10 protein-coding genes and 1 pseudogene are annotated in these 15979 nt (G+C 38.1%); all 11 read left to right on the top strand.

What is annotated here, in order from left to right; genetic code table 11:
- Positions 1 to 377 precede the first annotated feature (377 nt).
- The 11 genes and pseudogenes from KO512_RS05935 (at position 378) to KO512_RS05985 (ending at position 15977) form a co-directional block, all read left to right on the top strand.
- Complete coding sequence (locus KO512_RS05935) at positions 378 to 788, top strand: DVU3141 family protein (RefSeq protein ID WP_215951415.1); 411 nt, start codon at positions 378 to 380, stop codon at positions 786 to 788.
- Positions 789 to 1002: 214 nt separating this feature from the next.
- Positions 1003 to 2610, top strand: coding sequence for a polysaccharide biosynthesis/export family protein (locus KO512_RS05940; protein ID WP_252734857.1), 1608 nt, complete (start codon positions 1003 to 1005; stop codon positions 2608 to 2610).
- Positions 2610 to 3404, top strand: coding sequence for an ABC transporter permease (locus tag KO512_RS05945; RefSeq protein ID WP_215951417.1), 795 nt, complete (start codon positions 2610 to 2612; stop codon positions 3402 to 3404). The genes KO512_RS05940 and KO512_RS05945 overlap by 1 nt, the downstream gene beginning before the upstream one ends.
- Entirely contained in the window at positions 3401 to 4522 is a 1122-nt protein-coding gene (locus KO512_RS05950) for a chain-length determining protein (protein ID WP_252734858.1), read from the top strand. Before KO512_RS05945 ends, KO512_RS05950 begins: the two co-directional genes overlap by 4 nt.
- Positions 4523 to 4541: 19 nt before the next feature.
- Positions 4542 to 5375, top strand: a complete 834-nt coding sequence (locus KO512_RS05955; RefSeq protein WP_215951418.1) for an ABC transporter ATP-binding protein — start codon at positions 4542 to 4544, stop codon at positions 5373 to 5375.
- Positions 5359 to 10038 carry a glycosyltransferase family 29 protein gene (locus tag KO512_RS05960; protein WP_215951419.1) on the top strand — a complete coding sequence of 1560 codons (4680 nt, stop codon included), beginning with the start codon at positions 5359 to 5361 and terminating at the stop codon, positions 10036 to 10038. Before KO512_RS05955 ends, KO512_RS05960 begins: the two co-directional genes overlap by 17 nt.
- Positions 10031 to 11647, top strand: a complete 1617-nt coding sequence (locus tag KO512_RS05965) for an aldolase catalytic domain-containing protein (RefSeq protein WP_215951420.1) — start codon at positions 10031 to 10033, stop codon at positions 11645 to 11647. Before KO512_RS05960 ends, KO512_RS05965 begins: the two co-directional genes overlap by 8 nt.
- The gene (locus KO512_RS05970; protein WP_215951421.1) at positions 11644 to 12396 is read left to right on the top strand and encodes a 3-deoxy-manno-octulosonate cytidylyltransferase; all 753 of its coding nucleotides are present in this window, start codon (positions 11644 to 11646) and stop codon (positions 12394 to 12396) included. The genes KO512_RS05965 and KO512_RS05970 overlap by 4 nt, the downstream gene beginning before the upstream one ends.
- On the top strand, positions 12386 to 13021 hold the full coding sequence (locus KO512_RS05975) for an HAD family hydrolase (protein ID WP_215951422.1): 636 nt from the start codon (positions 12386 to 12388) through the stop codon (positions 13019 to 13021). Before KO512_RS05970 ends, KO512_RS05975 begins: the two co-directional genes overlap by 11 nt.
- A 393-nt stretch (positions 13022 to 13414) precedes the next feature.
- Positions 13415 to 13574 (top strand): annotated as a pseudogene (locus tag KO512_RS20625) (DapH/DapD/GlmU-related protein); the annotation flags it as partial.
- A 228-nt stretch (positions 13575 to 13802) separates the two neighbouring features.
- Positions 13803 to 15977: a tetratricopeptide repeat protein gene (locus KO512_RS05985; RefSeq protein ID WP_215951424.1), complete on the top strand. Its 2175-nt coding sequence runs from the start codon at positions 13803 to 13805 to the stop codon at positions 15975 to 15977.
- The last annotated feature ends 2 nt before the right edge of the window (positions 15978 to 15979 follow it).

Here is a 15979-nt window from a genome sequence, read left to right on the forward strand (position 1 = left end):
AGCGATATTGCAGCCGGATAAAATAGCGTGACTGGTAGGGTGCAAGTGAACTTGCGAACTGCACCATTTGGTTATTGCATTACTGTTTGGGATTTGTTTTTATAGAGCCGGAGTTGTTGGTGCGCATAACTATTGATCAAGATCGACAATAACAATGGTGCGGTACATTCTTCATCAACATTCTACGTAAAATGGAGCTTAGTTGGCATTTTAGCACTAGATTGGTGTTTGATTTCTCTCTGCAAAGGGTGGCTCGATTTTTTCCTTTTATGTCAACATAATGGGTATCAAAGAGACCTTCTTACGGGTGTTATTTTATGACTGCTGTATTAGAATATATAGAACTTTAAGTAATGATCATCGTAGGGAGTCGCGAAGTGCGAACAATCAAGGATAGTCGGGTTCAGTCTTTAGCTTGTCGCATGATTCATAGTACAGCTAAGAGCATAGTTGTAATGTTTGCCGTTGTTGCTATGGTCGCATGTTCGCCTATCCAGAAAAAAGCAGAGTATTCTCTATTTTCCCCTTCTGAAAACCAACTCATATCAATAGATGTTTCTGAATTTCTTAACCATTCAGCACCCAGTAGTTCAGCCTTTTTCGCAGAGACTCTTTGGGGGCAGGATGTCACCGTTTTTGCTGAAGCACCTTATTTTTCAGCCAGTGGCGCTAAGTGTCGTCAGCTAGTAATTGGTAGCACGGCAAGTAAGCAAACTGGGTTGGCGTGTACTCATAATAATCAAGATTGGTATAAAGCACGCGTTCTTAGTGTTGTCGCTACGCAGTAATTGGTTCTTTTTTAGCTAGGCTTTAATATCATCAGAATAGTGAAATAATATGTATTCAACGGCACTGTATTCATCTCTTTTGTGTTCAAAAACATCTGTCTTGCGACACTCCCACAAAAATAATTTGCTGGGTAGTGTGTTAGCCACGCTATTAATGTCTATTCTCACAGTTGGCAGTGCACAAGCCGTTTCTATAAACACAGGAACTGGAGGTTTGGATTCGCAGGATCAGGCTGCAGCATTGGCCGAATCAGCAGTCGATACTCCGAATACAAATTGGAAAACGGGTACTTATGGCTCAAATATAAAAGGATTAAAAAAGCCATCACTTTCTAATGACTTAATGCCCTATGGTGAGCACCTCTTTACCGGAGGCTTTCGTGGCATGCGTGCCGATGGTCTTAACCCTGATTATAAAATAGCCCCCGGTGACTTAATTACATTACGCCTCTGGGGCGCGGTTGAAATTGAGAAAGTGTTGCCGGTTGATGCCCAGGGTTACATCTTTATACCCTCCGTTGGTCCCGTAAAAGTACAAGGTGCTTCGCAGCAAAATCTCAATAGCAAGGTTAAGTCTGCTGTTCAGTCTATCTATCCTGAAAACGTGAATGTCTATACTAATCTGCAAGGTGTACAACCCGTTGCTGTGTTTGTCACCGGTGAGGTGGAAAATCCTGGTCGCTATGCAGGAACACCAAATGATTCGGTTCTGTACTTCATTGATCAAGCCGGTGGTATTGATGCGCAACTAGGTAGTTTTAGATCGATTCGCGTTATTCGCAATGATAAAACTATCATAACTGCTGACTTATACCGCTTTCTCAAAGAGGGGGAGTTGCCTACACTGCAGTTTCGCGATGGTGATACGGTTGTCGTCGGGCGTCGCCAGTCGGCAGTGAGTGTAGCGGGTGATGTCGAGCGAGAACTGCAGTACGAGTTAACTAATAAAGAAAATACCGGACAAAGCTTACTTCAATATGCACGTATTAAACCCGGTATTACACATGTGTTGGTGCGAGGTGTACGCGACAGTGGGTTATTGGCCGAATACTACACACTGTCTGATTTTCAAAAAGTGCATTTAAAAAATGGTGATGAAGTACTATTTAGTGCAGACCAGAAAGATGAAATCATTGTCGTTCAAGTAGAAGGTAGCTATTACGGCCCGTCGCGCTATGCGGTACCTAGAGATGCTACGCTGACTGAACTGCTGAATAATATTCAGGTGCCTGAAACATTAACCGACACCAATAGCATTTCGATTCGGCGCTTGAGTGTAGCTGAGCGTCAGAAACAATCTTTACAAGATAGCCTGCGCCGATTGGAAACAACCTACTTAGGTGCACCATCGTCCACTCCTGATGAAGCTTCCATTCGGATCAAAGAAGCAGAATTGATCTCTAATTTCGTTAAACGTGCATCGCAAATAGAGCCTAATGGTCGAATGGTTGTTGCTAATAACGGTAAAGTAGCTGATATTCGCTTGCAGGATGGCGATATTATTACTATTCCTGAAACATCAGATTCATTGCTAGTGAGTGGCGAAGTGTTAGTGCCGCAGGCAGCTGTATTTACGGAAAGCAATAATGTGATGGATTATATCGAACGTTCTGGCGGTTTTACTCAGCATGCGGATGCCGAGAATATTCTGGTGGTACGTCTAAATGGAGAAGTGCGTCAAGCTACCGATGTAGAGTTGCGGCCAGGTGATGAGATTTTAGTATTACCTGTCGTGCCGACTAAAAATCTACAGTTAGCGACTAGTTTGACACAGATTATTTATCAACTGGCTATTGCGGCTAAAGTGGCGATAGATCTTTAATGAATTATAAAGTCAGAACATCATGGCAGGTCACATGGTCAGTTTGGCACGCAATGTTTATGCGAGAGATTTTGGCTAGAGCTACTGGTAATCGTATGGCATGGTTTTGGATGCTTTTTGAACCAATAGCTGTGATTGGGTTGATGGTTTCCATAAGAACACTTGTATTAGGACGCGAACAGGTTGTTTTAAACGCAGAGTTTATCCCATGGTTGATCATTGGCTTAATGGGATTCTTTCTTTTTAGAGATAATATGATGCGGCTTATGGGCGCTGTGGATGCAAATAGAGGGCTATTTGCTTATAGGCAAGTTAAGCCTATCGATTCCGTTATTGTTAGATCCTTGGTCGAAGGCTCGGTACGCTCCTTTGTTTTTTTGCTCTTTATTGCTGCAGGTATGTTACTTGGGATGGAAATGAATCCAGATACACCCTTACTGGCAATATGGGCATGGTTTTCATTATGGATGTTTGGCTTTGGAATTGGTTTAACTCTATCCGCAGTCAATAAGTTAGTTCCTGAGTTAGGAAACATTGCGCGGCTTCTTTCTTTACCTTTATTATTAGTTAGTGGTGTGATTATTCCCTTTTCTGTTGTTCCATATAATTTACGAGAGTATTTTTTATGGAACCCTATCCCTCATGGGTTAGAAACTCTTCGAGAGGGGTTTTTTAGTAGTTATCCTGTCGCTGACGGAGTTGATCTTTTATATTTGTGGTACTGGATTCTGGTGACGCTAGTACTTGGACTAATACTGCATCTTCGATATGAAATGAGATTGAAAGCGAAATGAAAGAAAAATTAGAAAATAAACGCTCTTTTGTTGAAATATCAAGAAGTTATCCTGTCTGGTTTATGGCCGGTTTTTTTATTCTTATGATGACTATTTACTGGGGGGTTATTGCAACTGATCGATATGTATCTGAAAGTAGTATTGTTTTAGATAGTCCACAAATAAACAGTCCTAGTCTTAATTTTCAGACATTGCTTACGGGTGGAGGCTCTGCTGCTCGCAGTGATATGCTTTTATTGCGAGATTATATGCTTTCAGTCGATATGTTAAAAAAATTGGATAAAGAACTGGATATTCGTAATCATTATAATAGCTCAGAGATTGATTGGTTTTCTCGATTGAAAGATAAGCGCAATTCAATTGAGGAGCTGCATGAATATTATATTAAACGAGTAACAGTAGATTTTGATGACTATTCTCAACTATTGCGTATAAAAGTAGAAGCCTTTAATCCCGAAATGGCATTTGAAGTAGGAACTTTTCTTATTAATGAGGGTGAAGCTCATATGAATAAGATGGGCCAGCGGCTAGCGACAGAACAGGTAGATTTTCTTGAAAAACAAGTTAAGGTGTTGAGAAAAGGATTTGATGAAAATCTGGCTAAACTTATAGATTTTCAGAATGAAAGTGGATTAGTTTCAGCGGAAGGCGAGATAGAGAGTGTAGGGTCATTAATTGCTAGCCTACATGGACAATTAGCGAGTTTAACAGCACAGCGAACCGCAGCCTTGACATACCAAAGTTCTAGCTCGGCAGAAATTATTCGTTTACAAGCAGAAATTGAAGCGCTTAACGATGAAATTAATGAGCAAAGAGCCAGTTTGGCGAAAAAATCAGGGGGTGCACTTAATGTTCTTTCATCTGAATATCAAATTTTGGATATGAATGTTCAATTTTCTAGAGAGAGTTACTCTAGTGCATTGGCTGCACTGCAGTCCACTCGTATTGAGGCCGCACGCCAGTTAAAACAGGTATCAATAATACAGAGCCCTACTCAACCAGAATATGCGGTTGAGCCAAGGCGTATTTATTCAATCATAGTCATTATAATAATAACTATGCTGATAGCTTTGATTTTACAAATGGTGGTAATGATTATCCGAGATCACCAAGACTAAAACCTGGATAATAAGTAAAATGATAGAGATCAAAAATCTTTATAAGCGCTATCATAACCATCATGGAAGTGACTGGGTGTTAAAGAATATCAACCTAGTTATACCTAAGTGTGTAAGTGTTGGTCTGATAGGGCGTAACGGTGCAGGTAAATCAACTTTACTGCAACTAATAGCGGGGATGGATACGCCTGATAAAGGAGAAGTCATTAGGCATAGCCGCGTTTCTTGGCCGGTGGGTTTGAGTGGTGGTTTTCAAGGAAGTATGACCGGCCGGCAAAATGTTAAGTTTGTGGCGCGTGTTCAAGGGGGGAGCAGGCAAGAAATTTTAAGAGTCATTGCTTTTGTTGAACGCTTTGCAGAAATAGGTGATGCTTTTGATGAACCTGTAAAGACATATTCGTCTGGTATGAGGTCACGTTTTGCGTTTGGATTGTCGCTTGCTTTTGATTTTGATGTCTATATTTCTGATGAGGCAACAGCTGTTGGTGACCGGTTATTTAAAGAAAAAGCTCGTGAAGCCTTTGCAGAAAAAGTAGGTCAATCAAGTCTTATTATGGTTTCTCATAGTGAAGGGGTTTTAAAAGAACTATGTGAGGCTGGAATATTTATTAACGATGGTGAGGCTCAGTGGTATGATGATATTAATGAGGCTATTGATGCGTATCACAATTCTTATCCTGTGGTGGCTCCCATTAACGATTTAGAAAAATCAGTTGATTCGTTTGATTTTAGCGGTTTTGTAAGTGCTAAAAAAGAAATGGAAAAGGCGAGAATAAATTATCAGCAGAAACGTGATAAATATGCTCAATTGCGCGATATTAGAAATGAAAGGTTAAATGACGGTTATGCATAGCTTGCCAAAACAGGTAAATAAATTAGTACGCTTTTTGGGGAATAAAAAGGCGGTAAAACCAAAAGGTAAGCGAAAAATATTCGTTATTGGCTTTAGTACTTGGAAAACTTATCTGAGAAAATATTTCGATGAATATGAATTATTTTTTTTACCCAAAGATGTTAGTGAAAAACAGTTCAAAGCTGAATATCGACGAGAAATATTAAAGTATAGAAAGTCTTGTCAGGTCTTTATATGGGGTTTTAAGGCTCCAAATTTTATATTTGATTTTTTGAAGGATGAAAAAATCGCTACTAAATTTGTTGAAGATGGTTTTGTACGTTCTATCAAGTTAGGGGCGACTAAAGCACCACCGATGTCTTTATGTCTAGATTCTGTTAGCCCTTATTTTGATGCTACCAAACCAACTGACTTGGAGATGTTGCTAAATAGCTTTGATTTTACTGAAGACTCAAGCCTATTAAAACGTGCAGAAGCGGGAATAAAGTTAATTTGCGATACAGGTATTAGTAAATATAATAATAGCCGCCCTGTAGATATAAGTAAATTCTATGGGAAAAAAGTAAGCAGACGTATTCTGGTATTAGGACAAGTAGAAGATGACGCTTCGATAAAATTCGGTTGCGAAAAAAATCTAACCAATAATGATGTTGTACGGTTGGCTGCTGAAGAAAATCCTGACGCACAAATAATTTACAAGCCTCATCCCGATGTATTAAATGGGCATCGAGTTTTTCAATCAAATCCACAAGAAGTCGCTGATATTTGTTTAGTGTTGACAAAAGATATTCCATTGGCTAATGCTTTAGAAACTATTGATCATGCTTATACCATTACATCGCTAGCTGGTTTTGAAGCGTTGATGAGAGGGGTCAAGGTCACGACATTAGGTTGTCCATTTTATTCTGGTTGGGGGTTAACAGATGATAGACAAGCAAACGAACGACGTCAGAGAAAGTTAACCCTCGAGCAATTATTTAGTATCTCTTATCTTTTATATCCTAAATATTTTGATATATATAGTGGTGCGGAATTGGCTTTTGAAGATATAGTTAATTCTATTTATGATGAAAAAAATACCAATAGCATATTAACCAACGTAAGTATTGATAAAGTAGTAGGTGTTGAAGTGGCAGTAGAAGTTGGTAACGCAGTAGAAGATGATAAGGCTGTAGACATTGATAAGTCAGTAGAAGTTGGTAAAACAGTAGAAGTTGATAGAGTAGTAGAAGGTGAAATTGCAGTTAATATAAAAGAAAAAGAAGGTAGTAAAGATTTACTGGATAGTGTCGATACAATAATAATTCAAGATTCATCGCTCTTTAATGTTATTGAAAGTTATTTTAGTGATTTTAAATTTTTGAAATTACCATCGAACATTACGGCGCAAATTTATAAAAATGAATATAAAAAAATAGTTGAAAGTGTATCTGGAAAAGCAGCTTTTTTTTCGTGGGGCTTTAAATATAGAGGCTATGTTAAGCGTCATATGGATAGTCTTGGGATTGAAACAATTTACTTGGAAGATGGTTTTCTTCGGTCTGTGAGCTTAGGGCGTAGTGGTGATAAGCCTGTGTCTTTGACTTTAGATTTAAGAACTCTATATTTTGACTCGAATATGGAATCTGACCTAGAAAGGATGTTGCTAAAAACAAAGTTTGACGACGATATTATTTCTCGGTCAAAATTGGGTATAAAGAAGCTGTTAGGTAATGGGTTAAGTAAATATAATAATTCAAGCGTTACAAATATTGTTGATATTTATGGCCCTAAGGATAGAAAACGAATTCTCGTTATAGGTCAAGTAGAGGATGATGCGTCAATTAAGTTTGGAATGGCGCAAAAAATGTCTAATAATGATTTGGTAAGGTTAGCTCACAAAGAGAACCCTAATGCTCAAATTATCTATAAGCCACATCCTGATGTGCTTGCTGGTCACAGGGCCAAACGTAGTAACCCAGAATACGTTTCTGATATTGCCTTAATTCTAGTAGAAAATGTATCTTTAGCCTCGGCGTTCGAAACGATAGATCATGTATATACTCTAACTTCACTAGCCGGTTTTGAGGCACTGCTAAGAAAAATTAAAGTTACTGTATTAGGATGTCCATTTTATGCAGGGTGGGGCCTTACCGATGATCGTCAATTTAACCCACGAAGAAATAGAACTTTAACTATCGAAGAAGTATTCGCGGCTGCCTATTTATTATATCCTAGATATTTCGATCCGGAATCATGCTCACCAATTAGTTTTGAAGATGCTGTTAAATATCTAGAGGAGCGTTTAACTTATAAAAAAATTGGAGAGTTAAAGGCACATGGTGATTATGAAGAGTGTATTGCATTGCTAGATTCTGCGTTGAATCCTAGGAATATAGAGCATTTGGCATATAAAGCTGATTTTTTAATTGAAATTAAAGAGTTTGAAAAGGCGTATGAAACTTTAAAAAATCTTAGTTATCTTAAGCCAAAGGCGGACGTTTTTTATAAAATAACGCATGTTTTACGCCGTTTGGGGCGTTTTTCTGTTGAGATTGAAAAGAACTTTGAGAAGTGTATTTGTATTAGTAAAGGCAGTTTAAATTATATCTATCATTATATTAACTACCTTTGGGAAAAAGACTCTGTATCCATCAAGTTGCTAAATAAATTGGAATATTACCTTTCTAATGTAAATCTGGAAAAGAGAAAAAGTATACAGTATGGAAAGATAAAACTGTTGCAGGCAGCTTTTTATGCAGATTCTGGTAATTTGTCTAAAGCTAAGGCCGCAATGATCAGTGCTAAAAAAACAGGAGCAAAATATAATAATTTTATGTTTTTGAGATATTATCTCTATAAGAATGGTTATAGCGATTATTTAGATAAAGATTCTTATGATACTTTTTGTCGAATTAGAAAAAGCCAAACAAAGTTGAAAGAGCTTATTTTAATGTCAGGCGGTTCTGTATGTATAGTTGGTAACTCACCATCATTGTTAGGTAAAAAGCTAGGGGGGGAAATTGATAATACTAAACTTGTTATTAGGTTTAATAATTATTCAACTGACTATCCTTATTCTGAGGATTATGGTGTTAAAACAGATGTTTGGGTAAGGCTGCCTTTTGATTCTTATGTAAAGAAGGATTTTCAAAAAGAGCATTCTCTTACTGTTTTTACCGGATGTAATAGATACTCTCGACCGTACTCGGAGTGGGAAGCTATTTTTAATTTAGTAAATGAAGGCTATCCAATTGCTTTTTTTGATGCTTCATTATTCTATGAGGCACAAACAATATTATCTGCTCCACCTTCCGCAGGTATTTTGATGGCTTATCAGTTATATAAGTTAATTGGACCTTTATGCCAGAATAATTATTATGGGTTCTCATATTTAGATGATAACTGGTTGGCTGAAATGAAAACAAATTATCATTATTCAGATAAGCAGGCTTTTTCTAGCGATAGACATGACTGGATTAAAGAAGCCGAGTTTTTCAGAACACTGCTTTGCGATAATGATCATCAGAAAACGCCTACTAGGATACAGCGTGTTTATGAAAATAAAATAACAAGCTCTACTGATATAGCAACGCGATCCGGTCCAAATTTAGAGCATCCTGTTGGTTCATTAATCTCTATTTCTCCAGGTCTTAAGGATTATGAAATTTTTGGCAGTGACATTTCTGTCGTATCTTCTAAAAATGCTGAAAATTATATTAAATATCTAGACAGCGGTGGTGTTGAAGGTCAATGCGATAAAATACTTGCTAGACTTGGGCATTCGGATATTTTATTTGGGTTTGGTCGAGGAAGAACTGGCGAGATATCAAGGAAACTATCAGAAAGACTAGATATTAAAAACTATCTAGTTGAATATGGATTTATTTCGTCAATGTATTTACCTAGTGAAAAAAGATTTAATTTTTCATTGGTTTTGGATGATGTTGGGATTTTCTACGATACAACTAGGCCTTCAAGGATTGAGAGTATTTTGAATGGCAGTGACGATATACTTTCTGCTCATAGTGATATCCGGGCTAATGAGTTGATGACTAAAATTGTTAATAACAATATCACCAAATATAATAATTCAGCTGATGCATTGCTGCCCAAGAAAAAAGCTTTACGCCGTATCTTGGTGATAGATCAGACAGCAAATGATAATTCCATATTGCTTGGTCAATGTGAAACTTATCAATTCGGGGATATGTTGCAGTATGCCCTCGATCAACCAGATTCTGAAGTTTTCTTGAAGCTTCACCCCGAAACGGTTGCGGGTGCTAAGGATGGTAATTTGGCAGAAATTAATAAGCATCTTGATAACGATAAGCTCACGCTAATTGACGTGCAATGTAATATCATCTCGTTGATTAAACAGGTTGATGAAGTTTTTGTTATGACTAGCGGTGTCGGTTTCGAAGCTTTGATGGTTGGAAAGCCTGTACGCTGTTTTGGCGTTCCGTTTTATGCCGGTTGGGGACTAACATCAGATATGGTTTTGGTTAAAAACCCTCGACGTTGTTTATCTATTGAGGCGTTGTTTGCGGCAGTCTTTTTTCATTATAGCATTTTCTTTAATCCTGAAACCCAAGAACCATGTAGTATGGAAGAATGTATTGACTGGATAGTTAATAATAAGCCGTCATTACCTTTGGTTGAAATAGGTGGGCAGCATGTCTGAAGTAATGATTTTGGATTGTACGTTACGTGATGGAGGCTATTACAATAAATGGAACTTTCCTCTTGATGTTACTAATAACTACCTTACTGCCATGCAAGCTTCTGGTGTTGATATTGTAGAGTTAGGGCTACGCTCCTTAAATAATCGAGGATTTAAGGGGGCGAATGCTTTTACTAGCGATAGTTATATTCGTTCATTGACCTTACCGTCGGGGCTCGATATTGCAGTCATGATAAATGCGAGTGAGTTGTTAGGGGACTTACCGCTTACCTCTGCTTTAGAAAAGCTTTTTCCTAGTGATGCAGAATATTCGCCTGTTTCAGTAGTACGTATCGCCTGTCATGTGCATGAGTTTGTTAAAGCACTCCCTGCTTCTGATTGGTTAAAAGCGCGTGGTTATATTGTTGGTTTTAACTTGATGCAAGTCGCTGATCGCTCACAAGAAGAGATTGAAGCATTATCTCTTGAAGCTAGTAGATATCCGCTTGATGTACTTTATTTTGCTGACAGTATGGGGAGTATGGATCCAGTTCAAACTTCACTGATTTTGTCTTGGTTACGTAAGCATTGGCAAGGTGCTATGGGTATTCATACTCATGACAATATGGGGTTGGCACTGCCCAATACGTTACAGGCTGCAAAAGAAGGTGTTACTTGGCTCGATGCGACAGTAACAGGTATGGGACGAGGGCCTGGTAATGCCCGCACAGAAGAGCTAGTTATCGAAGTTGCCGATCTTCGCAGTCAATCAATCAATATGGTTCCTTTAATGGGGGTAATAAAAAAATATTTTCAACCATTAAAAAATAAATGCGGTTGGGGTTCAAATCCTTATTATTATTTATCTGGAAAGTACGGCATCCATCCTACTTACATACAAGAAATGCTCAGTGACTCTCGGTATACAGAAGAAGATATTCTGGCGGCTATTAGTCATCTAAAAGAGGAGGGTGGTAAAAAATTTAGCATCAATGATCTTGATGCTACTAGGTGCTTTTATCAAAATGAGGCCAAGGGAGATTGGGCACCAGCAGGGCTTATCGAAGGCCGTGAAGTTTTAATCTTAGGAGGAGGCCCTGGGGTGGCTGAACATAAGGCAGCAATAGAAAATTATATTAGACTAAAAAAACCTATTGTTATTGCACTGAATACACAGTCATCAGTTGAGCAGACACTTATTGATATTCGTGTAGCTTGCCACCCAATGAGGTTGCGTGCAGACTGTCAAGTGCATACTACGCTATCGCAGCCACTTATTACTCCAGCGTCAACATTACCCGAAGATGTCGTGAATTCACTTGAAGATTGTGTATTGTTTGATTTTGGCTTAACTGTTAAGTCGGACACATTTAGTTTCGGCTTAACTAGTGCAGTAGTACCAAACTCGCTAGTAATCAGTTATGCCTTAGCAATAGCCACTAGTGGCAGAGCAGAGCGCATGTTGCTTGCAGGTTTTGATGGTTACGGTGCAGGAGACCGAAGAACATTAGAAATGCAAAAGTTGTTGCAGACTTATAGTGCTGTTTCAAGTAAAGATATTTTTTCTGTTACACCCACTATTTATAATATACCAACAATATCAATTTATGCCATGCAGGAAAACACATGAGAGCCGTAGTACTAATCCCCGCACGATATACGTCAAGTCGTTATCCTGGTAAGCCGCTTGTTCCTTTACTTGGAAAGCCAATGGTATTGTGGGTAGCGGAGTTATCAGCTAAAGCCGTTGGTGTAGAAAATGTATATGTAGCAACAGAGGACCAGCGTATCGCTGATGTTGTAACTGCGGCTGGGTTTAATGCGGTTATAACTACGAACACCTGTTTAACGGGCACGGATAGGCTAGCAGAAGCCGCCTTGCAAATAAATGCTGAGATATATGTCAATGTACAAGGTGACGAGCCTCTAGTTAATCCAGACGATATTCTCTTAGCAATTAAGGCTAAGCAACATAACATGGAAGAAGTTATCAATGGTTACTGCTGGATATCTGAAGATGAAGATCCGGATAGTTGCAATATTCCTAAGGTGATTACTACGGAGGATAACTTATTAGTTTATATGTCAAGAAAGGCACTGCCCGGCTATAAAGATATTAAATGTGCGCCTAAACGTTATAAAAAGCAGGTATGTATTTACGCCTTTACTTCTGAAGAGCTATCTTGGTATAAATCTTTTGGTCGTAAGAGTGAACTAGAGTTTAGTGAAGATATAGAGATTTTGAGATTTCTGGAAATAGGAAAAAAAATTCGAATGTTTGAGACTCAACCAGGCAGTCTTGCAGTCGATGTTCCTGAGGATGTTGCTGCAGTTGAGGCCGCATTAAAAGTGAATAAGGTGCACTATAATGCTAAATAAATATAAAACGTTGGTGTTTGATTGTGATGGCGTTGTTTTGAATTCTAATAAGGTCAAAACTGAAGCATTTTATCAAGCAGCACTACCGTATGGGCAGCCTGCTGCACAAGCACTTGTCGACTTTCATCTAGAGCGTGGAGGGATTTCCCGTTACGAAAAATTTGAATGGTTTTTGTCCACGGTTGTTCCCGGAGTAGAAGGTCCTGATTATAAAACTTTATTAAAGAGTTATGCTGAAGAAGTCATGCATGGGTTGCTTCGGTGTGAAGTAGCAGATTTAGCTTTGTTACGTAAAAAAAACTTAGATGCAAATTGGCTTATCGTTTCAGGCGGTGATCAAGATGAGCTTAGAGATATTTTTAATAAGAGAAATTTAATATCATTTTTTGATGGCGGTATTTTCGGAAGCCCTGATAATAAATCTGAAATTTTAGAGCGAGAAATAGCTGCTGGTAATATCAATTATCCGGCACTTTTTTTAGGTGATAGTCAATATGATTTTGAATCGGCAAAGCAGGCAAAGTTAGATTTTATGTTTGTTAGCGGTTGGAGTGAGTGGGGGAATGCTTTAGATAGTCAAAAGTTTTTTACTTTCGCAGTAGGCTCATTATCTGAATGTATATAGTAAAAAACAGTAAGTTGTTGGACGATTTATAAAATGAAAATTGATGACGAAAAGAATATTGATATTTGCTTTGGTAGATGCAAGATAGCTAAAAATAAAAAAGTATCAATTGAATATCCCGTAAGACTTATAGGTGGCGTGATTAATTGTAATTTAAAAATCAGGGCTTACTCATATTTAAGGCAGGCCCAGATTAGATCGCTTCGTAGTATAGGTCGGTTTTGCTCTATTGCTCCAAACTTAAGGGTTGGCGATGGCGAACACTCTTTAACTTACTTGTCGACTCATCCTTTTCAATATAATGGGAATGACTTTAGTTTTGCACAGGAATATAAAAAGTATTTAGAATTGTCGCCCGTAATAGAATCTCCAGTTCAAAAAAAATCAGGTGTTATTGGACATGATGTCTGGATAGGAGCAAATGTCACTATTATGAGGGGAGTAACTATAGGCCATGGTGCTGTGATTGGTGCAGGAGCTGTTGTTACACGAGATGTTAAGCCATATGAAATAGTTGGCGGAGTCCCCGCTAAAACAATTCGTTATAGGTTTGAACCAGAACTTATTAAGCGACTACTAAAGCTAAAGTGGTGGCAGTATTCGCTAGAATCGTTAGCTGGAATCCCATTTTATGATCCTGTTAAAGCCTTAGATGAGCTAGAGCGTAGATCTATTGCAAGCGAGCTAGTTGTAAGGCCTGATGCTATGTTCGCTTATCTTAACGGGATAGTAACTAAAATATCGTAGACGATATGGTACCAGTATTAAGGATTTAAAATAAATGGGTAAAGATATTAGTTATAGTAATGCAGAGGACTCCTATAATAAAAAACAATGGCCATTAGCATATGAGCGGTATGCAGCGTTATTAGAAAAACCTGATTGTGATAAGCGTTTAGTGTTGCTCTTTCTCGCGGATATCGCCGAAAAGCTAAATGATTATTGTTTGGCCATTAAAAATTATAAAATATTAGTCAGTTGCTTTGAACCTGATATTTTATGGTTTTTTCGTATGGCTGAAAATTATAGGTCTTTAAATGAGTGGGAAAAATCTATCCTAGTTTATCAAAAAGTTATTGAGGCTAAATCTACACATTTAGGTGCTCTTTTTGGTTTGAGTAAATGTTATTATTCACTAGGTAAGTTTAAAAATTCTCTAATTTCAATAGAAAGTGCCATTGATATTAAATGTAATTCCCAATATTTTGCACAAAAAGGCCTGGTACTGATGAAACTGAAAGAGTGGCGAAAAGCCGCTTCTAGTTATCAGGAAGCTATCGATTTCGAGCTTGGAATAGGAAAGTCTATTTGGTTTGTCCGACAGGCACAGTGCTATGCTAAATTGCATGATTATAGTAATGTTATTAGATGTTATCTTGCTGCCTTGAATAAAGAACAAGAAAAGGGAACACCAGCTTGGTATGCTGAATTAGCTTCTGCTTATTTAAAAAGTGGACAAAAAAAACTAGCTATTGGCGCATATCGTAGAGCTGTTGAATTAGATGATAGCCATGTTAATTGGTACGCAGAGCTTGGTCGCTTACTTGCTGACTCAGACAAGAAAGCGGCAATAGAAGCTTATCAACGAGCTGTTGACTTAGGGTATACCTCTTTAACCTATGAAGTAGCTATATTGTCATCCGACAGTAGTCATTTGAGTTATGTTGCGCCGGAGGTACTTATGTCTCCGTGGCGCTTCGATTTATGTGCGAAAATTTTATATGCACGGTTCCTACTTGGATTTACATCTAGTCATTCAGGTGTCGATATAGAAGGTTTGTATTTACGACATATTTACCTAAGAACTAAAGGGGATGAGCCGGGTAACCTAGCAAAGATGAGTTTACAAGATTATCGAGAAAGCTTTATTCAGTTAGTAGCTTCAATAGAGGAACATGGTTTTTATGATAACCATGCAATACCGCTGGGGCAAGACGCTGTATTGATGAATGGAGCTCATCGTAGTGCTGTCGCTATGGCACTAAACTTACCAACCGTGCCCGTTATGTTTATGGATAAGCCGGTTGGAACTCGCTGGGATTTTACTTGGTTCGTCCAGAGAGGCTTTGATCTTAATGAGCTTAATGAATTAATGTTATGTTGGCTAGAGTCTACGCAGAACAAAAGCCACATTGTTATTTTGTGGCCAGCTGTGATTGAATATTGGGATGAGATAACAGAAACTATAGCTAGGGATGTAAACTTGGTAACACAACGAGATATACTGTTTACAGAGCCCGGAATGTCTGAATTAATCAAAGATATTTACAGCATTGATAAAGTAGCCGAATTTATGCCTAGTATAATGGCTAAAGTGGAGCGTTTAGCAAGCTATTCGTCTAAGGTGAGAGTGTTGGTGGTAGGTTGCGATACTGCAAGAGTTAACACTTTAAAGACGGACATTCGGCAAAAGTATGAAGCCGTCATGCCGGAGAGTTGTTTTTGCACTTTGCATACTTCCGATAATTTTAAGGAAACTATGCATCTAGCGCGAATTTTTTTCCACGCTCCTACTTTAAATATGCTGCGTCAAAGAAAAAAAACTTTATCTCCTCATTTGAGTAAATGGATAGCTCAAGTTAAAGCTGAATTGTTGAAGCGTGGGGAAAGTATTCTTGATGGCTGTGCTGTTGGGGGAGCTGTTCTGGATGCCTATGGAATTAGGCAAGCTGACGATTTAGATATTACCGTTACTAACTCTGTGCGCGAAATGCATTTTTCAGATAAAGCAAGTGCTTTAACAGAGTCAGTAGATATAGTAAATAAGAATTATGCGAAAGATGTTACAGGTATTATAAGTGATGATACTCTTCTTTCTGATAGGGCCTTGCATCTTTATATTCGTGGCTTTAAGTTTGCTAATCTCGATATTGTTCGAAAGAGAAAAACATACTCACAAAGAGATAAAGACCTTGACGATTTAGAAAAAATTGGTCGCTATTTTTTAGATATGTAATT

Origin of the sequence: Amphritea atlantica (assembly GCF_018860855.1) — a bacterium.
GTDB lineage: Bacteria > Pseudomonadota > Gammaproteobacteria > Pseudomonadales > Balneatricaceae > Amphritea > Amphritea atlantica_A.

Bases quoted from the DNA above. Each gene is read 5' to 3' on its own strand.
- KO512_RS05970 (WP_215951421.1), top strand. From the start codon at position 11,644: ATGAGAGCCGTAGTACTAATCCCCGCACGATATACGTCAAGTCGTTAT.
- KO512_RS05955 (WP_215951418.1), top strand. From the start codon at position 4,542: ATGATAGAGATCAAAAATCTTTATAAGCGCTATCATAACCATCATGGA.
- KO512_RS05985 (WP_215951424.1), top strand. From the start codon at position 13,803: ATGGGTAAAGATATTAGTTATAGTAATGCAGAGGACTCCTATAATAAA.
- KO512_RS05965 (WP_215951420.1), top strand. From the start codon at position 10,031: ATGTCTGAAGTAATGATTTTGGATTGTACGTTACGTGATGGAGGCTAT.
- KO512_RS05945 (WP_215951417.1), top strand. From the start codon at position 2,610: ATGAATTATAAAGTCAGAACATCATGGCAGGTCACATGGTCAGTTTGG.
- KO512_RS05975 (WP_215951422.1), top strand. From the start codon at position 12,386: ATGCTAAATAAATATAAAACGTTGGTGTTTGATTGTGATGGCGTTGTT.
- KO512_RS05950 (WP_252734858.1), top strand. From the start codon at position 3,401: ATGAAAGAAAAATTAGAAAATAAACGCTCTTTTGTTGAAATATCAAGA.
- KO512_RS05960 (WP_215951419.1), top strand. From the start codon at position 5,359: ATGACGGTTATGCATAGCTTGCCAAAACAGGTAAATAAATTAGTACGC.